Source organism: Verrucomicrobium sp. BvORR106, from assembly GCF_000739655.1.
Taxonomy (GTDB): domain Bacteria; phylum Verrucomicrobiota; class Verrucomicrobiia; order Verrucomicrobiales; family Verrucomicrobiaceae; genus Verrucomicrobium.
The window spans coordinates 1-19,462 of record NZ_BATR01000096.1; the positions used below are offsets into that span (position 1 = coordinate 1).

Below are 19,462 nucleotides of genomic sequence, written 5' to 3' on the forward strand. Positions count from 1 at the left end.
CAGGGGCGCCACCGGCCTGGGCCATGTGCTGGTATGCTTCGGCGAAGAGCTTCTGCAGTTCGTCCGTCTGGGACTTCATGGCGGCGGTGTCGTTGTCGGCGATGGCCTTCTTCAACGCATCCACTTTGTCCGTGATCGGCTGTTTCTGCTCGGCGGGGACCTTGTCGCCGAGGTCGGCGAGGGATTTTTCCACCTGGTAAACCATGGCTTCAGCCTGGTTCTTGGTCTCGACTCCTTCCTTGCGGAGGCGGTCTTCCTCAGCGTGGGATTCAGCTTCCTGCTTGGCGCGCTCAATCTCATCCTTGCTCAGGCCACTGGAGCCCGCGATGGAGATCTTGCTTTCCTTGCCGGTGGTCTTTTCCTTGGCGGAGACGTGAAGAATGCCGTTGGCGTCGATGTCGAAGGTCACTTCGATCTGCGCGGTGCCGCGGGGCATCGGAGGGATGCCGTCGAGCTTGAAGGTGCCCAGCGTCTTGTTGTCGCGGGACATCGGGCGCTCGCCCTGAATGACCACCACTTCCACGCCGGGCTGGTTGTCAGAGGCGGTGGAAAAGGTCTGGGTGTGGCGCTTCGGAATCGTGGTGTTGCGCGGGATCATGGGGGTGGCGATGCCACCTTCCGTCTCGATGGCCAGCGTGAGCGGGGCAACATCGAGCAGGAGAACGTCCTTAACGCTGCCCTGAAGCACACCGCCCTGAATGGCGGCACCTACGGCGACGACTTCATCCGGGTTCACACCCTTGTGGGGCTCTTTGCCAGCGAGTTTGCGTGCGGTCTCGATCACCTTGGGCATGCGAGTCATGCCGCCCACGAGCACGAGCTCGTCGATCTTGCTGGCGTCCAACTTGGCGGCGTTGAGGCACTCGCGGACGGGCTTGATGGTGCGCTCGAAGAGGTCGTCGGTGAGCTGCTCCATCTTGGCGCGGCTCAGGGACTTCATGATGTGCTTGGGACCGGTCGCATCTGCCGTGATGAAGGGCAGGTTCAGGTCATAACTCTGGGAGGAGCTGAGGGCGATCTTGGCCTTCTCCGCCTCTTCCTTGATGCGCTGCAAGGCGTCGGGCTGACCGCTGAGGTCGATGCCGGAGTCTGCCTTGAAGTCGTTGATGATCCACTGGATGAGCTTGTTGTCCCAGTCGTCACCGCCGAGGTGGGTGTCACCATCAGTGGCGAGCACTTCGAAGACGCCGTCACCGATCTCCAGCACGGAGATGTCGAACGTGCCACCGCCGAGGTCATACACGGCGATCTTCTCGTCCTTCTTCTTGTCCAGGCCATAGGCCAGGGAGGCGGCGGTAGGCTCGTTGATGATGCGGCGGACAGTGAGTCCGGCGATCTCACCAGCTGCCTTGGTGGCATTGCGCTGGGAGTCATTGAAATAAGCCGGCACAGTGATGACGGCTTCGGTGATGGTCTCACCCAGGCGGGCTTCGGCGTCGGCCTTGAGCTTGGCCAGGATCATCGCGGAGATTTCCTGGGGGCTGTAAACTTTCTTTTCGCCACCCACTTCCACTTCCACGTGGGCGTCGCCGTTGGAGGCTTCAACGATCTTGTAGGGCACCTGTTTGTCGGCGGCGGTGAGCTCCGCGAACTTGCGGCCCATCAGGCGCTTCACGGAGAAGACCGTGTTGCGAGGGTTGGTCACGGCCTGGCGCTTGGCAGCCTGGCCCACCACACGCTCGCCACCCTTGGTGAAAGCCACCACGCTGGGGGTCGTGCGTGCACCTTCGGAGTTCTCCAAGACCTGAGCCTCACCGCCTTCAAGGACGGCCATGCAGGAGTTGGTGGTACCGAGGTCAATGCCTAAAATTTTGCTCATGATGTTGGTAAAGTTCCTTTTGTGCCCGGAATCGGTCCGGGTGGGAAGTACTAGGGCACGAGTTGTGCCAGCAGGGGTTATTTTGATTTAACGTGTTGGTTATGAGTGTGTTGTGTGGATGGGTTGAGTATTGATGGTCCCGTAATGGGGTCGCTTTGGTGCCAAATTGGCGCAAAGGGGCGTGACGTTTTGGTCAACTTGGCGCAGTTGTGCGCGGCCGATGGCTCTCACACGGAGATGCCATGATCTGGCTCGGGCTCCAGCGGCGTCGGCGAATATGCCGGGAAGAGGCTGAATGAACGAGCGGCCACAACTTCCTGTGTTTTCATTCTGGATCAAATGGGAAGCGATGGAGGCGGAAGGACGCCTCGACCCGCCTCCAACTGGGCAGCCCTCTGCGTGACCCAATCGCCGACAAAAAAGTGCCCCGGTCAGTATGACCGGGGCACTCTCAACTCAATGACGTGGTGCTGACTGCCTCGTCCTTATTACTCGTACTTAAACGTCGCTGTCGCCGTCGCGTCCTTATCCGCTACGACCCGCACCCAGTACGCTGTGAAGGCAGTGGGGAACTCGTGGACGGTCGGTTTTCCGGCTTCAACCGCAAAGGTCTGGTACTTCACCCAGTCACCGCTGCCGGTCACATCCACTTCCACGCTGAGGTTCACGGCCTCCTTGCTGGTGTGGCTGAGGGTGACCTTCTTCTTGTCATACGCAGTCATGAGGTAGGGCTCGGATGGCTCACTGGCTTTGACGGCGGTGTCCTCCCAGGGGCCGCCTTCGCCACGGGGTTTGCCGAGCTTCCAAATATCGTCGATGGCACCGGCCCAGAGGGCAGTCTTGCCGTCGTCGCTGCGGATGATGTGCGGGTTGTCCTTGGTGGCTGCGGCGTCGGTGCTGACACCGGTCATGAGGAACAGGCCGCGGTAGGAGCAGTAATCCTGAATGCGGATGTTGCTCGTCGCCGCAGGGCGTACCTTGCTGAAGCCGCCAGCGTTGTTGGCTGGGAGTTCAAAAAAGGATCCGTAGGCGGCGAAGAGGTCGCGTTCGGTGGCCACTTCTCGGGCCACGCGGGAGTCGCCCAGCGGTCCGGTCTTCTCATAGCCAGCATCGCCCTTGGGCAGGCGCCAGCGCTTTCCAGCATCATCAGTGAAGATGACGGAGGCGGCGTCCACGGTGAGAACTCCGGCAGGAATGGCGGTGTGGGTCTTTGTGTGCTCCAGCAGTTTGGCATCGTTGACCGCCTTCAGCTTCAGTTCGGCATCCAACTCGTAGTAGCCGAGGTCCTTGCCTTCAGGGGCCTGGGCAGCGAAGGCAAGCGTCCGCTTGTTTTCGCCTTGAGCCCGAATGACCCCGCCGGTGACATTGGTATCACCCAATCGGGCCAAGCCGGCAAAGATGGCGTCGGCTTCGTTGCTGCGCTTGTCGTTGTTGCGATATTGGAAGTAGGCAGTGGCCTTTTCCAAGGCGGCGCTGGAGGTGAGGCGGATCCAGGTGCCCTTCAGGGCGGTGAGATCCACCCACTGGTAGCCAGAGGCGGCAAGCTCGAGCTCGCGGACCTTGGTCCAGGTGCCGTTGCCGGCTTCGTCCACCTCAAGGGTGAGGTGGGTTCCGTCTGCAGCCTTGGCGCTGATGTGCAGCCCCTTCTGGTCATAGCCAGCCAGCAGGAAGGCATCGGAGGGCTGACCTGCTTTCACGGAGTCGTTCATCCAGACTGCACCGCGACCGATGACGGGGCCGATGTGATCAATCTGAGAAGGTTCGACGAACCAAAGATTGGACTGGGACTGCGGAGCGGCGATCTCTCCCTTCGCCTTGCGCTTGTTCAGGAACTCGGCGTTGGCGGTGTCATCGCAGCCGAAGACAACCTTGTCCTTCCACAGCGCAAAGTCGCCGATCACCTTCAGGTAGTTGGAGCGGGGGGCGATGCCGGCGGAGTTCTTGCTGGAGAAGGTTTTAGGAAACTTCCACATCGCGCCATGCATGGTCATGAGGAGGTTGTCGCCTTCACCGATCTCGCGGATGCGGGGCCACTCCGTGTTCCAGCCGTGGGCACCGTCGTAGCTGTGGCTGGACTTGGGCAGGCGGTAGGTGTGCCACTTGCCGTCCTCCAAGAGCTGGAGGATCAGAGAGCGGAAGTCCCAGCCGATGCTCCAGATGGGATCCTTGTCCGGGTTTTCGTTGCCGTAAATGCCGCCGGGACCGGTTACTTCTGTGAACTGGTTGCGACGGATGAGGGTCCACTTGTCCGCTTTGCCATCCCACTCGGCGAGGGCGCCGGAGGGCACGGTAGGGTCGGTGACGACTCTCTTGTCGCGGTCGCCGTTGTTGGCATAGACCAGGCGGCCCTGGGTGGAGTACAGGCCCTTGCCATGGTAGCCGGGGAGATCCGCCTTGGGATTGCCTTTCGTGGCCTCATCAGCCCAGAGTTCCTTTACCGCGAGGGTCTTCACATCCACCTCGTAGATGCCTTCCTCCATGGTGGCGTAGTAGATTTTGCCCGCAGGATCAGTCAGGTGCCGTGCATTGCCCGTATGGCGGCCGAACATGACACTGGGTGGGATGACTCGCACTTTGCGCTCAGCATCGATGGCATAGGGCCCAATGAAGAGCTGATTTGACTCGCGGTGAATCATCCGGTTGGCCGGGGTGCCGCCCACGCTTTCCGGGCGGACGATCTGCTGCAACTCGGGGGTGATCTCGTAGAGCTTGTCCGTGGAGCCCTTGGGTTTGTGAGGCGCATAGGTGATCGCCCAGAGACGGTCTGCCCAAGGAACCACGGCACCGGTGCCGCATTCTCCCTCATTGTTAAACATGGCCAGTCCCGGGTAGATGCCGGAGATCTGGGGCGGTGCTGCGCTGAGGCGTGCCGTGAAAGGCAGGGTGGCCGTGGCTGCAGCGAGGAAGGCGAAGGAAGGTAAGGTCAGACGCATGGCTGTGACGGGGATAGTCCCGTCACAGCCAGATTGGACAATGAATTATTGCGTCTGCCGCAGGGTCGGTTTTTTTGGTCAGTTTCCTGCGGAGTAGAGGGGGTATCTGAACAATGTGATCTATGGCTTCGTGATAAGCGCGAGAACCTTGGAGATTTTTATCCCCAGGCGGATCGCGATCATGTCCGGCGCTTTGCCACTCGCGTGGAGCCGGTTCACTTCTTTTTGCAAAGGGGCAACGGTCTTGGATGGGGTTTGGTTCGATTTCATAGATGTCAGCCTTCGTCGTGCCATTTTTTGCACGGCGTCCTTTTCTTTAGAGACAGCGGATTTTGCCTACCGTTCAGCGGGAGGTGGTGGTGAAAGCGCATTTGCATGGAATTTTTGGGAAAAGGGCGCCTTTTCGCTTGCACATTTTCCCATTTTGAGCATACTCATCGCCCCGCACCACACGCGGGTGTAGCTCAGTGGTAGAGCACTTCCTTGCCAAGGAAGATGTCGCGCGTTCGAATCGCGTCACCCGCTCCATTTTTATGGAACCCGCCCGAAAGGCGGGTTTTTTTGTGACAATGCGCCGTTCTTGGAGCTCGTGACAGCTCGGCTGGATGTCAGACGCTTGGAGAACCTGGATGGCTCCCATCACTTGAACGGCCAGGACTTAATCTGCAACTGCCGCAAGGCAGAGGCTTGCGCAGTGGGGTCAAGCGTTTGTGATCCGTCAGGGGAGGATGGCAAGTCAAGATTCCATGAGGCTGGGAGAAGGCGAATCATCCTGCTGACGGGATATCCGCTTGCGCATGGAAACGGCCGTCTCAAAGCGGGTTTCGATTTCCCCTACCTTCTCGAAGCCGCATCTTTCATAGAAGCCGGTCGTGATTTCCCCGCAGACGACCCAAAGCCAGGCCGACCCCGTAGAGGCGGCCACGCGGCTGGCTTCCGCGATCAGGCGGGTGCCAATCGATGATCGCCATGCGCGAGGTTCCACAAACAACCCATCCAGTTCCGCCTCTCCGTCCTGACGCGATAGAACCACGCAGAAGCCGAGCATTTCTCCTCCCCGCTCCGCCACCAGGGTGCAGCCCTTCGTGAGGTGCTCAATCGGCAGAAGGATGGCATCAGGATGAGCCAGCAGAGTCGCCCGATGCTCCTCATTGGCCAAAGACGCCCGCCTTTGCAAAGCCTCCAACATCCCGCGCTCTGAAACCTTCGCAGCGCGGATGATCAGGTCGGAGAGAAAGGAAGAGGACATCGAATTTACGAACGGTTGCTATCATATGACAGGGGCTTCCTAACATTCAAAGGAACGCCGGGGTGCAGCTGCCTGAGCGGAATGATGTCACCTTTCTGCTCCAAAACGCCATGGAATCATGGCAGGATGAATTTCGGCGCAGCGCATGACTCAAAACGAGAACCCCCAATCAGCTTCCAAACCTCACGTGCCCGCTGATTTTTACACGACGCGGTGGACGCGGGTGAACTTGGCCAAGGCGGACTCTGAAGATGGGCGGCGGGCGCTGGCGGATCTCTGTGACGCGTACTATGAGCCGGTGGTGGTGTATCTGGTCAGTGTGCTGCGTGATGCGGATGCGGCACGAGAGATGAGCCATGCTTTTTTTGCGGATGTGTTGGAGGGCGGGGCGATAGGCACCGCAGATCCAGAGCGAGGGCGTTTCCGATTTTATCTGCTGGGGGCGGTGAAGCACTTTCTCTCGCATCATCGCGAGGCGGCGATCCGGCAGAAGCGCGGAGGTGGGGTAGCAACGCTCTCTCTGGATGCTGACCTGCCGGATACCCTGCCTTTGGAAGTGCCCGCCAGTGGTCGGTTGTCACCCGATGCGGTCTATGACCGCCAATGGGCCATCACGGTGTTGGCGCGGGCGATGAGTGCGCTCACCGCAGAATGCGAGGCGGCTGGGAAGGCAGCGTTGTTGGAAGCACTGCGACCCTCCCTGCTGGGAGAGGCGGAACATGGTGAGTTATCAGCCTCGGCGGGGGCGCTGGGCATGAGTATGGCTGCGGTGAAGGTGGCGGTGCACCGGCTCAGGCAGCGGTTCCGCCAGTGTGTGAAGGAAGAGATCGCAGGCACCCTTGGAGATGCTGGCGCGGTAGAAGACGAAATGCGATCTTTGTTCCTGGCGCTGGGTGGATAATTCCAAAATGTGTGGAATGCGTGTAACCATTCCCCGGCAAAACGCCACGGTGAAGCATGAGCCCATCCTCTGCACCGGAATCAACCTGTCCACGTTGTGGTGAAGTCCTGCCGCCCAACGCGTCGGTGAGCGGGCTTTGCCCGCGTTGCCTCATGGCCGCAGCGATGCTGCCTACGCAGACCGATGACGATGTGGTGGCGGTGCCCCCTCCCGAACCACAGGATTTGGCCCGGCACTTCCCGCAACTTGAGATCATCCAGTGCTTGGGGCGTGGGGGCATGGGGGTGGTGTACATGGCGCGCCAGAAATCACTAAATCGACTGGTGGCCTTAAAACTCCTGGCTCCAGAGCGCGCGGGGGATCCAGAGTTTGCCGCGCATTTTGAGAAAGAGGCCCGTGCGCTGGCTACGCTCAACCATCCGAATATCGTGGATGTGTATGACTTTGGTGAAAGCGGTGGATACTACTACCTGCTCATGGAGTACGTGGATGGAGTGAATCTGCGCCAGCTGATCCAATCCAAACGGCTCACGCCCAAGGAAGCGCTGACAATCGTGCCACCGGTGTGTGACGCACTGCAGTGCGCGCATGATCACCACATCGTGCACTGTGACATCAAGCCGGAGAACCTGTTGGTGGACAAAGCCGGGGTGGTGAAGATCGCGGACTTTGGCGTCGCGAGAATCGTCGAGCCTCAAACTGGCCGGATGGCGGAGACCTCGGGAAGCCAGGGGTTGATGGGGACGCCGGACTACGCTGCGCCGGAGCAGGCTTCTGGCAGTGCCGATCACCGGGCAGATATCTACAGTCTGGGCGTGGTGCTATACGAGATGCTCACCGGTGAGCGGCCCAAGGGCAAGATCGAGGCTCCATCGCGGCACGTGCAGCTGGACATCCGCATCGATGAGATCGTGCTGAGAGCATTGGAGAAACAACCTGAACTTCGTTTCCCCACCGTTGGTGACCTGCGGACCTCCATCGAAGCAGTGATCGGCGGGCCGGCGGGGGCTGCCGAGGAGAGTCGTCGCACGGGATCTCGTGCGGTGGGTAAGAAGAGGTGGAAACTCGTGGTCGGAGCTGTGGTCGTCGGGCTGCTGATGGCGGGAGCGGGTGTTTACATTTATGATGTGACGGGCAGGCCGAAGCCCAAGCGGCCAGGTACGGACGTGGTGGACTTTGATTCTGGCAAGCTCACTGACTTCTTCTCTGACAACGTGTTGTTTGGCCGGAGCGGCTATGCCAATACACTGCATGGCGTGGCGAAGACACCGGGGATGGTGCTGGCGCAGAACATGAGCACCGAGGGGACGCTGGTGTACAAACGCAAGTCTTATGATCTCTCCCAGCTGTCCCTTCTGGAGATTTCATGTTGTTTCCAACGCCAGGACATCGGTGCTGGGTCCAATGCGTTGATACTCGGGCTGACGTCGACCAGTGAAGGGCATCTGAGTGGCGTTTCAGGGGCGGCGTTTGTGGCCCTGCGGCTCAGGCCCGTAAATGACTCCCTGCAACTCCAGTTCATGAGCAAATCTGCGGAAGGGAAGGCGCCCAGGTCATGGATAGGGACAAACCACTTTGAGACCAAGTCGGGCCAGTGGTATCGATTGCGGGTGATCTTTATTCGGATGGCCCCGGACCGGCTTCGAGTGAGAGGAGAGGTGTATGAGGTGCGTCGGAACGGGGAGAATGGAATCTGCGTGGGCGTATTCCATGATCGGGATTTCATGGGGCAGGACTTCTATTTTGGAGGAATGATGGAGGGTCCGGTCTGGGCGGCGTTGCGCGCCTGTGGACCAGGAGGGGTGGCCTTGGTGGATGACTTTGAAATTCTGGCCCGACCTCTGCCGACTTCTCTGGTGGCAAAGGATCCTTCCGGCACGAAGTCACATCCCTGATGAGGGTGCTGATTGCCCAGGCTTGTGCAAACATCGTTGACCGCATGAAACACAGCGTAACCGAGTTGCCGTTTAACCGGCATATAGGACTGGAGGCCGGTGGGGAAGGAGAAGAACTGCTCCGGCTTCCGGAAGGAGAGCGCTATCTCAACCATCTGGGCACCGTGCATGCGAGCGCCTTGCTGGCATTGGCGGAGGCGTCAAGTGGTGAGCTTTTGCTCAAACATTTTGGATCTGCTGAAGGGGTGGTGCCTGTGGTGCGTCGACTGGAGGCGAAGTTTCGAAAACCGGCGCACGGTGCCGTGGGAGCGAAGGCATTTATCGATGCGGAAGAGCTGGCACAATTGCAGGTGAATCTGGCGTCGAAGGGACGGGCGGTATTGTCCGTGGCGGTGGAGCTGTATGACTCAACCGGCGCGCACGTGATGAGTGCCACGGTGGAGTGGTTTTTGGCCGTGCGGAGCGAGGAATAGGATGAGTTATTTTTCCTCCGTCACGGGTGACAACGGCGGCGGCGACGGCATGAACCCCTTCAAGCTGTTGCAGGGAGGTTCCGGAGTTTTCAAGATCATGGCTGCCGACAGAGGTGATTTTCGTTGTCCCTATCGACGAACTCTTCATCTTGTCCCGAGTTCACGGTCTCTCATGAAGCTAACAGCACTTTGGCATCGCATCTTTGGCAATCCCATTGCACCATCTGGTGAGAAAAAGAGGGTTCGTGAGATTCCATTTTGCCTTCCCAAGAACGAAGTCACGGGGCTGAGAGGGGAGTTTCTGCGGGCGTTCCTCACTCAGAGCAAGCGGGATGTGTTTATAGAGACTGGGACCTATATGGGCCGGTCGACGGCTCTTGCTGCGGGTTTGTTCAAGGAGGTGCATACGATTGAACTCAGTGCTGAACTGCACGCGGCTGCGGTGGAGCGTTTTGCCGGGCATGCCCATGTGACTTGTCATGGAGGTGATTCTGCGGCCGTCTTGCCGGCCATCCTTTCTCCCTTAAAATCCAGAACGATGTTCTTCTGGCTGGATGGGCACTATTCAGGAGGCGTTACCGCTCAGGGAGATGTGGTCACGCCCATTCTGGGGGAGCTGGAGGCCATCCGCACTGCAAGGCTCAGCTCGTGGATCATCGCGGTGGACGACCTGCGGATCTTCCGGGGCAGCATCAAGACCTCCGATATCGCGTTCAACGACTATCCTACGGCCTTGGAGCTGGCCTCCAAGTTGCGCGACATTGACCCTGCGGCGCAAGTGGGCGTGTGGGGGGACACCATGGTGGCGTGTTCCGGCAGTCTCCATTGCGAGTTCAGCCAAGTGACGGTGCAGTTGCTGCGCAGCCGGTTGTATGATGAGAATGATGTGTCAGCCGCATCGCTGCTGGATCCTGCGATTGAGAGCGAGGACCATCTGCGGAAGGTGAATGCAGAAGTGCTGGCTAAATTTGAAGAATTGGCCACGAGCTACCTGAGTTCAGAAAACTTCGGTCTCGGTGGCCACTATCACCTCTGGACGGGACTCGCACGGCTCGGGCAAAATCGTGCTGAGCTCGCTGTGGAATCCTTCCGTCGGGCGATGACTCTGGATGTCCGACACTGGCGCGTTGTGTGTTATCTGGCCGAGGCGCTGCATCTGGCAGGGCAGGCTGAAGAGGCTGCCAAAGAGTTGAGTCGCGTTCAAGTCTCTCACTCTCTTGTTGAGAGAACCCGGGCGCGGATTGGCTGAGGGTTATGGGCATTAACCCCACCCATTCGCATCGCAGGGGCGGGGCATACCCAGCGAGCTGAGTTGTTGCTCCAGCATCGGGAAGAAAGACAGTTGATCCAGAATGGCGCGCTTCTGACGGCGGACGGCGTCGATCCTCTCTTCATACAGTCCCCTGGCGATCGACTCATTGATTACCTTCACGGCGTCCTTTGGTTTGGACAGGTCGATGCGCACAAAGCAGGCGGGATCGATGAACGATTCCAAATTCGGGCACCCGCTGTAGAAGGCGAGCGTTTCTGAGACGATGGCGTCAGTGATCTTTTCCGTAAAGTAGTTCGACTCGTAACAGTTTTCGCAGGCGATGGTATAGCGGTACGGACGGAGAGCATCACTCTTGTCCCTCACGACACCGCGGTAGCAAGACGAGGGAGGAACTGACCAGCGACCGAAGAGATCCACTTCAGGGTCGATGTTGTGCAAGTGGTCCCGAACGAATCGTGCGCGATGCCAGCCACCCTTCAGGTGGTCTTTCCCCGAGATGACAGCAGAAATGATTCGTGTTTTCTCTGGGCGGTCACGGTTGAGGAACTCCCAGTCCCGCTCATATCCCGAGTACCAACAGATGGGCATGTGATGGCGGTCGATGGTGAACACAAGTGCGGCCGCATTCTCCGGGGGATTGCCCCAAGGGACTGGCCAGTGCTCCCGGAATGCCCGGGGTTCATGCTGATAGATGAGCGTGCGCTGGGGATCGTAAGGGCGATCGGGATAGTTGTGTACCACGAGCACGTCGTAGGGCTCATCGTTGACCAACTGTAGATGGTTCCAGCGTCCGCCTGCTCGCGCATAGCGAAGCCACTCTGAGTAAATCTGACTGTCACTGCACCAGGGAGCGATCATTTTCACCCGGATCAAGCCGGTTGGGGCGGCTTGAATCGGAATGGTGTCAGGCGGTAAGCTCATGCCGCATTGAGGCATGAATCTTCATCCTCCAGAGCGATCCACGAAGCCGGACAGGGGTGGATGTTCCGGAACTCCGTCGCGCGGAACCAGGCTGCGGGACGGATGACCATCTTGGCGGGCGAGTCAGAAGCCAGCCACGCCGCCCACCAGGCAAAGGAGCTGTTGGCAATGACAAAGTGTCGGCACAGAGACATGAGGTAGAGGTGCGTGGTCCCCGAGGGTCCACCCAGAGTCTCTGGCACGAAACGTAGTTGGGCGTCCAGTCCTGGCAGATGCTCCTGACACCAGGCCATATCGTCAGAGAACACATAGACTGGTCCTGCGGCCCCGTCGGCACGCAGTTTCGCAAGGCCTTTCGCATAGTACGCGATTGAGGGCACTCCGTGGAACGCATGTGTGGGGCCGATGTGAATGTAGTCGCCCCGGCGGATGTGGAGCGCGATGCCGCCGGTGGATTGAATTTCGGTGGCGAGCTTTTGCGCGGCCTCATCATGTGCCAGGGCAGCGAGGCCTCGGGAGAACTGCTCCTGGAGCTGTCCGCCGCAGGGGCCGAAGTAACGCTCATCTTGGAAATAACCTTCCATATAGGTCCGTCGGGGAAGTGAGGCAAAGGCCGGGTCAAAGACTGGCGGCGCGGCCTCCAGGTGATAGTGAACTGGAAAACGCTCCTCCTTGAACTTCTGCCACCAGGATCGTGCCTGCGGCTCCACTTGCTGCCGGTAGCGCAGTATCTCATGCTGTTCCGCCCGGGGAGTGGTGACGCCCACCAAGTGGAGCCAGTAGTCGCGAGGCATGAAATTGGTCCGCGGGGTGCGATCTTCCAGAAAGGAATGATCAAGCTTCAGTGGAACCCCTCTCAACGTAGCGAGGTGAAGGCCGGCGGCATATTGAAACATCTGGTTGCCCAGACCTCCCATGAGACGGACGATGATCATGACTGGCAGGGGAAATCAGCGGGCTTGGGTAGAGGAATCTTCGGAGAGATGTCGCAGTAGCGATGGATCCGGGAATGATGGAACATGGGATTCTGCCCTGTTCCGTAGAACACCGTGGCAGGGCGTCGCAATGCGGCAGCCAGGGTGGCACCCCCTGACGTCAGGCAGTAGAAGCGCTTGCACGACGCGATGATATCGCAGTAGTGCCACAACGATTGGGTGGTGAGTTCTGGGGCGTGGCCAGAGAAAGGGACGCAGGTGCTTCCTGGGCGAAGCTGGGTGACATGCCTCAGATCCCGCCGCAGGTGATGCGTCACCTGCTCCTGCGAGGTGTCGCCCACATAAGACACGAAATTGGGATCGTAGATGAAGGTGGAGATCAATTCCGGCAGCAGCTGGGGGCGGTAGTACACCTCGGGTTCATGATGGCGCAGGCCATCGTCCAGACCGCGTTCCAGCATGATCCTGTCCAGGAGGTTGGTGCCGGGCTCCACCCGGTCAAATTCCGGATAGTCAGCATCTTCGTCCGTGAAGCCATCCACATAAGGATTCAACTCCCACACCAGCTTCTTATAGTGGGGGGATCGGTACTCAGACAGGTTTGAGATGTAAACTCTTTCCGCGGCGCCGGTCTGTTTCGCAACACGAGGCAGGTGGCTGTAGAAGAGGTGGTCTCCCAGGCCACCGTATCGGATCTTGATGATAAATGGGGCGGGCATGATCTTAGCCGTAGGAAGTGACGGTGTCAGGAAGAGGCAGGATTCGTTCCCGGGGGTAGCCGTCGCGCTGTTGCAAGGTGGCCGTGCAGGCTGCGGAGGGGGAGAAAAGGGCGTCCAGATGTCGGGCGCAGAGAGGAAGCAGTGTCACCAGAGGGCCGGTGGCTTGACCCAGAGGGCTGGAGTCGTCTGGTGCCACCGTCACGTGCAAGCGCATGCCGGTCTGCTTGAGCTGGCGAGCCCAGCGGCTGATGAGCTGCCATCCTGTAGGACACTGAATCACATGCAGAATACGGGTGCTGGAGTTCTGTAACACCTGTACCAGAATGGCGAGCCTGTCCTCCTCTGGCAGGTCTGCCGTGAGGGTGCCAAAGGGAATGACTGCAGGAGGTGCTGAGTCCTTTGACGTGAATCCCTGGCTGACGCATTCTTCTGCTCCACTTGTCGTCACAATGGCACAGCGGACTCCTTCATCTGCTGCATGGGCGAGATGGGGCTGCAGGAGTGCCGCGGTATCTGCCAGAGTGGGGACGATGAAGACCTGGGTGGCGCGGGCGGCTTGTAGCTGGGGGAGCACCTTGCAATGGTACACGCCACCCGCATTGGAGACGGGGTGGTAGTCATGCCACATGAGCTGGCGGTCGTCGGGATCGGGAAACAACTGCGGCTCCACGGCCGAGAGTGCAATCATGTCCTCGATAACCCAGAGTGGTGCGGGGAGCGGCTTTGGCATGAGATCTATCTGGGGGTGTAGGCTCCGGCGAAATGGGGGCTGCGGGCCAGGGCCGTGGGGCGGATGATCGCACGGTGCGCCAGTTGCTGCATGACCATGGAGTCTGGACGGCGACGGTAAAAGAGCGCCGTCTCCGCGGCAGTCACGTGGTGGAGACCAGCGGCAAGGGTCTCGCAGTTCCAGTGCCAGTCTTCAAAGCCAAAGCCAGCGCGCCCCGTATCTGTGGCCGTGTAGGGCAGGCACTGGTACACGGCTCTAGGAGCGAAGGATGTGACGATCCAACGGTTGGCCGTGAGGGGTGAGATCTCATTCAGATCACCGCAAGTGGTATCGAACACCGTTGCCATGCCTTTGAGAATGCCGAAACTCACGATGCGCTCCGGGTGGACGATGACGGGCCATTCGAACTGGCGGCACCGGTCGTATGCCAGAGCGAGCCAGCGGGGGGAGTAAAGGTCGTCTCCATCCAGGATGGCGATGTAGTCGCCAGTGGCCTGATCGATGGCGTGATTTCGCGAGGATCCCACATCGCCATGACGCATTTCGAGGCACCGGCCTTGCCGGGAGACAAGCGGGTGTTGGGAAACAATCTCGGCAGTCAGGGGATCGGCATTGTCCAGAGCGTACAGCAGTTCCACCTGCAGGTCGTGCTCGGCGGCAGACCGGCACATCAGTTCCAGGCCATTGAGCGTGCGGTGGGCATACGCTCCCTCGTTGTGAAAGGTGATGACCACGGAGATGCTGCCTTTGACCGGGTGACCTTGCCACTGGCTGGCCAGATACGAAGCAAGGCTGCCTCCAGCGAGACGGTTGATGCCGGGCTGGAAAGTCAGATGCTGCCCTGAACCTTCATCTTCGTGAACATGCCTGCAAATTCGGTCCGGGTGGATCCGACGCTTGGGCGTGGGCAAGATGTACTGTCGCCACGCGGGGTGATTCTGCAGGCGGGGGCCGCGAGCGTATAAGACGAGATTCTGGGCCAGAGCGTCTGGTACGGAGGACACCTGACACAGCTCGTCACGAAACCGATCCACCAGAGTATAGCCAGCCCTGGCAAAGTGGACTGCCCACTGATCAGGCCAGAGCGCGGCCGTGGTCTCCGCTTCGCGGTGCGGGACGAATGGGGGAGGTTCTGCTGCGAAAAGGATGCAGTCGGTCAGCAGGGAAATCCGCTGTAGAATCGTCTGACACTCTGAAAGCGGTCGATGATGGGCGTCGCCAATCCAAAGCACGATATCGGCGGCAGGCAGCCGCGATTCGATATCGGAACTTGCCTCTAAGATCTCGTCAATGGATGTCTGAGCAGTGTCAATGCCCGTGGACTGCGTGGAGTGAACCGAAGTCAACTCGATGACTGAGGTCGCTCCTCCAGCGAGGAAAAGCACCCAAGGGAAGGTGCCAGGAGCTGATCCTTCAAGTGTTTTGTCGAGGGTTGGCCCTGGGATGGGAGCACTAGGATTTATCACCACCGGGAGCCCTCCACTTGTGAAAAGCCCGTTTCATCCAGCCACGTTGCTGCCACTCTTTCGCGGAGAGCACCACTTTGTGAAGGCGCTTGATCTCACTTTCCTGCTTGGCGAGCCGTTTCTGTAGCGCGGCGAACTGCGTCTTGTTCTCCGTAAGAAGCACTGCCTGCTGTTGAATGGCCAGCCCCCGGCGATTGAGCTCCTGGCTCAAGTATTCGCATCGCGCCTGGAGTGTGGCGAGTTCAGAGGGAAGAGGTTGGGCAACCTGGAGGACGGCCACGGCGGGGGCTTGGGGCGGAGGTGCCCCTTCGTTTGACGAGGCTCCTCCGACTGTCGTGGGATCGGATGCGACTGGTGTGAGCGGTAACATGGCAAGAAGAGCCGCATCCACCGCACCATTTTGCCCGGGGGAGGCAAAGTCAGGCTGGGCGGCGGGTGACGCGACCGGAGAATAGGGAGTTTTTTGCCATAAATTGTATTCGGGAGATTGCGAGTTGCAACTGTCTGCACACAGGGGGTGGGATGCGTTGCACAGTCAGAACTTGGGAAACTGGGGGCAGTCTGACCGGAGGAAATTACCATCATGGTTGTCAGGTATGACGGTCACCAGATGATCATCTCGCACGTGCTCAGATGAAGGACGTGGCGGAATGCCAGGGCTTCAAAGCCTGAACGGCCTCTAGATGAGCCCGTGTATCAACCCGCAATTCAGGTGAAGCTTCCCAAGCGAAGTTGGAACTTCCCAGATGGATTCTCGAGGACGTACACCCGAAACACGAGGTAAATTAACCGTGACTGGTTAAATGGGAGGAGCCAATTTTGATTGGCTCCTGAGGTAGGGTTCGAACCTACGACCTAGTGGTTAACAGCCACCCGCTCTACCGCTGAGCTACTCAGGAATTCCGTGAGGGCCGTTATCTTACCCAGCCTAGAATCTTTGCAACTGAATTTGCGAACTTCTGGTCTCTTTTTTCAGTTTTTTTAGGGCTTGTCGTGCTGTTCCCAGTTGTCGGATCATGGAGGCCGACTTTTCGCCGCATGAATCTCATCATGAAGCCCTCGTCTCACTTCGAAATACCATGCACCTCCATGATCCGTTCGGGGTTCGGTGGCGGTAGGGCGTTGCGGGTGGCGCTCCTGATCGTCAGCTTGGGGCTGCTCTTGCCTCAAGCTGCATCCGCACTGGGATTGCTGGTGCTGAAGGGGGCCAACACCAGTCCCGAATTTGCCAAGGTGGTACCGTTCTCCCGCTGTGAGGAATTTGCGGTGAACTACAAGGTCCAGGTGACGGGCAGCGGGGAGAAGGTGTACCTGATCAGCGAGGTGTTTGGCATGGTGGAGTACGATCCCGTGCTGCTGGCTGTGGACCTTGTGGACCTGCAGGACTATGCGCCGCTGCTGGAGGTGGTGGAGCGGACACGGGTGCTGGAGACCCGGTACCCGGCGGTACGAAATGAGTCGCAACGTTTCCTGAAGCCCATCATGGAGGTGCTGTTGCTTCGTGACCAGGGCATGGTCCAATTTGAAGGGCGCTGGATGACGCGCGCCTCCTACGATCGGATCAAAGAAGAGCAGCGGCAGAAGCAAAAGGACACCCGCGCCATGACGGAGGCGCTGGAACGCACCCGCAAGTTGGAGATTCAGCGTCAGGAGGAAGAGGCCAAGGCCATGATGCAGACTGCGGCGAACCGCGTGAAAGCGGAAGAGCAGACCAGGGTGGAGGAGGAAGATCGACGCCGGGCTGCCCAGAAGAAGATGGAGGAAGAGCAGGAGAAGGAAGCCCAGCTTCTGGCGGAAAAACGGGCTCAGGAGGAGAAAGAGCAGTCGCGACTTCGGGTGAACTGGAATCGCATAGGTGGTGGCCCGACGGCGGCGCTCCTGAAGGCGGAGTGGGAGACCCTCCAGGGCTGGTATCGGGCGGGGCGGGAGACATTCCCGGGCATGGAACTACCGGGTGCCGCTGAGGCTCTGCTGGTCCAACAACATTTTGCCAAGGGGAGCACGGAATTGCCTGCAGTGCTGGGGAGCACCCAACCTGCCACCTGGATGGAGTCGGCAGACGGGCACCGACTGATGATCCGTGTGGTGCGAACAACCGAGGCGGGCGACACACCCCGGTCTGGTCTCCTCATGGCATTTCAGGTGCCTACGGATGCGAAAGGCGGTCCCGTGGCTGGGGAAGAACTGCGAGGTCTGACAGCCGTGGTAGGAGACGTGAGTCGCGAACTGCAACGGGCCCTCCCGCGTGCCATGACGGTTGCGCTCACCTCACTGCCACAGGCGGGAGCGCTTTCCCAGCGGGTACCTTTGACAGTGGGCGAGGCTTCCGGCTACCTCACTGTGAGTCGTCCCCTTTTGGGGGAGGATGGGAGCTATCATCTGATCTTGCTGGTGGCATTGGGGCTGACGGAAGACCGGGCAGCCGCACCATTGAAGGCTCGTTGAGATGAGTGGGTTGAGTTGATGAAGTTTTATCTCTTGTGATACCTTAGAGTCGGGCCTGAAAGATCCATGGAATCCTCATTGCCACCGCCTTCCCCGCATCCCGCACCGCCCCCTGTGCCTTCTCCCGCTGTGCCGATGCCTGTCGCTCCACCGTTGCCGCCAAGGTCTGTGACCCCAGGGGTGTCAGGTGTTTCCGGAGTATCGGTCCGCTTGGCCCAGTCTGGGGCTGGGCACGGGCAAGTGCCGCTTCCGTCCCGCCGGAAAGGGTGGGGAAGTCGGTCGCTGGTCATGGTGGCTGGTGTCGTACTGGTGCTCGCAGCAGGTCTGGCCTGGGACGCCGCCCGGTCAGGACCGGTCTGGCATACCTTGAGGAAGGTGGCGGGTCTCGTGGAGGCTCCTCATCCTTCGGGACGTTGGTATGAGTTCGGCCATCGATTGGGGCGCACTCACGCGGGGGTAAGTGAGGCGTTTGAGACTCCGCCCGTGGCCACTGCGGCGGATCTGGCCTATGCGCTGAAGTCCTTGGGGGTGGAGAACCCGCATCGGGAGGTTTTTGAGATGTGTCTGCGGGGCTACGAGGACGGGGTGGCGGGGCGGGAGCGACGCTATAAGGCTGATGGCAAAGGCGCGGATGGTTTCCCGGCAGCGTTGGAGAATCTGTGAAGCAGGCGGGAGGGGGCGAACTCCTGGAGGGACGACTCCGGGCGGCTGCAACCATTGCGGGCTTTACTTTTTCACCATTTGGCCGCAAGGTTTCGACCCGCTATGAGCCGACAAGACAACCTTGAGACCTTCTTCCGTGACGGAAAGACCGTCATTCTGCCGATCGACCACGGAGTGGCGATCCCTGTCCCCGGTCTGGAGAATCCGTTCCAACTGATCGAGGATGTGAATCCCTATGTGGATGGGTATGTCTTGAATCTCGGCCTGGCCCTGCGCACGGGCGACATGCTGACAGGCAAGGGCATCTGCCTGCGCACCGATGTGTACAACGTGCGGACCACGGGCAAGGGCGCTGGCAGCATTAACATCTACGGCCTCGGCGAGGCGGAGATGGTGGGAGCCACGGGCGTGATGAACATGCTCTTCCCCTTCAGCGAGAATGAAGAGCTGATTACCCAGAATTGTGCCGATCTCATCAGCGAAAGCCTGGACGTGGACATCCCCGTCATTCTCGAGACGCTGCCGTACGGCCTGGGCCAGAAGGACAAGTACACTGTGGAAAACATCGGCTTCGCCGTGCGTCTGGCCGCCGAGATGGGGGCTGATGTGGTGAAGACTGCGTACCCCACGAACGGTACGGTGGAAGACTTCAAGCGCATCGTGGAGTCCTGCTACGCTCCGGTCATCGTGCTGGGCGGCGCGGCGGATGGCAATGATCTGGACCTGCTCTCCATGGTGCATGATGCCATGAAGGCCGGTGCCGCTGGCATCGCGATCGGTCGCAACGTGTGGCAACACCGCAGCCCCGCCGCCATCGCCCGTAGCCTCGCTGCCATCGTGCATGAGGGGGCCAAGGTGGATCAGGCGCTCACGCTTCTGAAGGAGCCCGTTTGAAGGGACTGGAGCTGGCGGCGTTGAGGTGAGTGCATCTGACCGGGTGGATCGCCTCCACCCCGGCCTTAAGGGCCGAAACTCCGTCGAGTGACCCCGATTGCGAGAGCGAGCAAAAGATCTGCGAAGAAGACGGGCCGAAGCCCGTC

At 59.7% G+C, this 19,462-nt stretch carries 17 protein-coding genes and 2 tRNA genes; 9 read left to right on the top strand and 10 right to left on the bottom strand.

Annotated features, from left to right (window positions below; all coding sequences use genetic code 11):
* Positions 1 to 1,819: molecular chaperone DnaK (gene dnaK, locus BV106_RS16095; RefSeq protein ID WP_038166401.1), on the bottom strand; the 1,819-nt coding region annotated here is incomplete at its 3' end.
* Between the two features lie 488 nt (positions 1,820 to 2,307).
* A complete protein-coding gene (locus tag BV106_RS16100) occupies positions 2,308 to 4,752 on the bottom strand; it encodes a hypothetical protein (protein ID WP_038166402.1) in 2,445 nt (814 codons plus the stop codon).
* Between the two features lie 181 nt (positions 4,753 to 4,933).
* Here BV106_RS16100 and BV106_RS36835 point away from each other — a divergent pair, with 181 nt between their 5' ends.
* Positions 4,934 to 5,215, top strand: coding sequence for a hypothetical protein (locus BV106_RS36835; protein ID WP_265595744.1), 282 nt, complete (start codon positions 4,934 to 4,936; stop codon positions 5,213 to 5,215).
* Positions 5,206 to 5,280 (top strand) — tRNA-Gly (locus tag BV106_RS16105). Before BV106_RS36835 ends, BV106_RS16105 begins: the two co-directional genes overlap by 10 nt.
* Positions 5,281 to 5,488: 208 nt before the next feature.
* On the opposite strand, the gene BV106_RS16110 is transcribed toward BV106_RS16105, so the two are convergent.
* Positions 5,489 to 6,001: a GNAT family N-acetyltransferase gene (locus BV106_RS16110; protein ID WP_051945943.1), complete on the bottom strand. Its 513-nt coding sequence runs from the start codon at positions 5,999 to 6,001 to the stop codon at positions 5,489 to 5,491.
* 187 nt (positions 6,002 to 6,188) lie between these two features.
* On the opposite strand from BV106_RS16110, the gene BV106_RS16115 reads away from it, so the two are divergent.
* The 4 genes from BV106_RS16115 to BV106_RS35705 all read left to right on the top strand — a co-directional run bounded on the left by BV106_RS16115 (position 6,189) and on the right by BV106_RS35705 (position 10,519).
* On the top strand, positions 6,189 to 6,902 hold the full coding sequence (locus tag BV106_RS16115; protein WP_265595745.1) for a sigma-70 family RNA polymerase sigma factor: 714 nt from the start codon (positions 6,189 to 6,191) through the stop codon (positions 6,900 to 6,902).
* A 152-nt stretch (positions 6,903 to 7,054) separates the two neighbouring features.
* Positions 7,055 to 8,797, top strand: a complete 1,743-nt coding sequence (locus BV106_RS35700) for a serine/threonine-protein kinase (protein WP_051945944.1) — start codon at positions 7,055 to 7,057, stop codon at positions 8,795 to 8,797.
* Between the two features lie 44 nt (positions 8,798 to 8,841).
* Entirely contained in the window at positions 8,842 to 9,270 is a 429-nt protein-coding gene (locus BV106_RS16125) for a DUF4442 domain-containing protein (RefSeq protein ID WP_038166579.1), read from the top strand.
* A 172-nt stretch (positions 9,271 to 9,442) separates the two neighbouring features.
* Complete coding sequence (locus BV106_RS35705; RefSeq protein ID WP_265595746.1) at positions 9,443 to 10,519, top strand: hypothetical protein; 1,077 nt, start codon at positions 9,443 to 9,445, stop codon at positions 10,517 to 10,519.
* A 12-nt stretch (positions 10,520 to 10,531) separates the two neighbouring features.
* On the opposite strand, the gene BV106_RS16135 is transcribed toward BV106_RS35705, so the two are convergent.
* From BV106_RS16135 to BV106_RS16165, 7 genes are all read right to left on the bottom strand, one after another.
* The gene (locus BV106_RS16135; protein WP_038166404.1) at positions 10,532 to 11,464 is read right to left on the bottom strand and encodes a hypothetical protein; all 933 of its coding nucleotides are present in this window, start codon (positions 11,462 to 11,464) and stop codon (positions 10,532 to 10,534) included.
* Positions 11,461 to 12,399, bottom strand: a complete 939-nt coding sequence (locus BV106_RS35710) for an alpha-1,2-fucosyltransferase (protein WP_051945946.1) — start codon at positions 12,397 to 12,399, stop codon at positions 11,461 to 11,463. Before BV106_RS35710 ends, BV106_RS16135 begins: the two co-directional genes overlap by 4 nt.
* Positions 12,396 to 13,118, bottom strand: coding sequence for a hypothetical protein (locus BV106_RS16145; protein WP_038166406.1), 723 nt, complete (start codon positions 13,116 to 13,118; stop codon positions 12,396 to 12,398). Before BV106_RS16145 ends, BV106_RS35710 begins: the two co-directional genes overlap by 4 nt.
* Positions 13,119 to 13,122: 4 nt before the next feature.
* The gene (locus BV106_RS16150; protein WP_038166407.1) at positions 13,123 to 13,848 is read right to left on the bottom strand and encodes a hypothetical protein; all 726 of its coding nucleotides are present in this window, start codon (positions 13,846 to 13,848) and stop codon (positions 13,123 to 13,125) included.
* A 5-nt stretch (positions 13,849 to 13,853) separates the two neighbouring features.
* A complete protein-coding gene (locus tag BV106_RS16155) occupies positions 13,854 to 15,233 on the bottom strand; it encodes a glycosyltransferase family 2 protein (RefSeq protein ID WP_265595747.1) in 1,380 nt (459 codons plus the stop codon).
* Positions 15,234 to 15,300: 67 nt separating this feature from the next.
* Entirely contained in the window at positions 15,301 to 15,684 is a 384-nt protein-coding gene (locus tag BV106_RS38590) for a hypothetical protein (protein ID WP_265595748.1), read from the bottom strand.
* Positions 15,685 to 16,138: 454 nt separating this feature from the next.
* Positions 16,139 to 16,213: transfer RNA gene (locus tag BV106_RS16165), tRNA-Asn, on the bottom strand.
* 151 nt (positions 16,214 to 16,364) lie between these two features.
* Here BV106_RS16165 and BV106_RS16170 point away from each other — a divergent pair.
* From BV106_RS16170 to BV106_RS16180, 3 genes are all read left to right on the top strand, one after another.
* Positions 16,365 to 17,759 carry a hypothetical protein gene (locus BV106_RS16170; RefSeq protein ID WP_265595749.1) on the top strand — a complete coding sequence of 465 codons (1,395 nt, stop codon included), beginning with the start codon at positions 16,365 to 16,367 and terminating at the stop codon, positions 17,757 to 17,759.
* Between the two features lie 288 nt (positions 17,760 to 18,047).
* Positions 18,048 to 18,422 (top strand): hypothetical protein, encoded by a 375-nt coding sequence (locus BV106_RS16175; RefSeq protein WP_038166414.1) that lies wholly within the window; start codon positions 18,048 to 18,050, stop codon positions 18,420 to 18,422.
* A 102-nt stretch (positions 18,423 to 18,524) separates the two neighbouring features.
* Complete coding sequence (locus BV106_RS16180) at positions 18,525 to 19,316, top strand: aldolase DeoC/FbaB family protein (RefSeq protein ID WP_009960440.1); 792 nt, start codon at positions 18,525 to 18,527, stop codon at positions 19,314 to 19,316.
* Positions 19,317 to 19,462 lie beyond the last annotated feature (146 nt).

What these genes read in the sequence shown, in the direction of transcription:
- BV106_RS16100 (WP_038166402.1), bottom strand. Translation starts at nt 4,752, where the DNA reads ATGCGTCTGACCTTACCTTCCTTCGCCTTCCTCGCTGCAGCCACGGCC.
- BV106_RS36835 (WP_265595744.1), top strand. Translation starts at nt 4,934, where the DNA reads ATGTCCGGCGCTTTGCCACTCGCGTGGAGCCGGTTCACTTCTTTTTGC.
- BV106_RS16110 (WP_051945943.1), bottom strand. Translation starts at nt 6,001, where the DNA reads ATGTCCTCTTCCTTTCTCTCCGACCTGATCATCCGCGCTGCGAAGGTT.
- BV106_RS35700 (WP_051945944.1), top strand. Translation starts at nt 7,055, where the DNA reads ATGGCCGCAGCGATGCTGCCTACGCAGACCGATGACGATGTGGTGGCG.
- BV106_RS16125 (WP_038166579.1), top strand. Translation starts at nt 8,842, where the DNA reads ATGAAACACAGCGTAACCGAGTTGCCGTTTAACCGGCATATAGGACTG.
- BV106_RS35705 (WP_265595746.1), top strand. Translation starts at nt 9,443, where the DNA reads ATGAAGCTAACAGCACTTTGGCATCGCATCTTTGGCAATCCCATTGCA.
- BV106_RS16135 (WP_038166404.1), bottom strand. Translation starts at nt 11,464, where the DNA reads ATGAGCTTACCGCCTGACACCATTCCGATTCAAGCCGCCCCAACCGGC.
- BV106_RS35710 (WP_051945946.1), bottom strand. Translation starts at nt 12,399, where the DNA reads ATGATCATCGTCCGTCTCATGGGAGGTCTGGGCAACCAGATGTTTCAA.
- BV106_RS16145 (WP_038166406.1), bottom strand. Translation starts at nt 13,118, where the DNA reads ATGCCCGCCCCATTTATCATCAAGATCCGATACGGTGGCCTGGGAGAC.
- BV106_RS16150 (WP_038166407.1), bottom strand. Translation starts at nt 13,848, where the DNA reads ATGCCAAAGCCGCTCCCCGCACCACTCTGGGTTATCGAGGACATGATT.
- BV106_RS38590 (WP_265595748.1), bottom strand. Translation starts at nt 15,684, where the DNA reads ATGTTACCGCTCACACCAGTCGCATCCGATCCCACGACAGTCGGAGGA.
- BV106_RS16170 (WP_265595749.1), top strand. Translation starts at nt 16,365, where the DNA reads ATGAAGCCCTCGTCTCACTTCGAAATACCATGCACCTCCATGATCCGT.
- BV106_RS16175 (WP_038166414.1), top strand. Translation starts at nt 18,048, where the DNA reads ATGGTGGCTGGTGTCGTACTGGTGCTCGCAGCAGGTCTGGCCTGGGAC.
- BV106_RS16180 (WP_009960440.1), top strand. Translation starts at nt 18,525, where the DNA reads ATGAGCCGACAAGACAACCTTGAGACCTTCTTCCGTGACGGAAAGACC.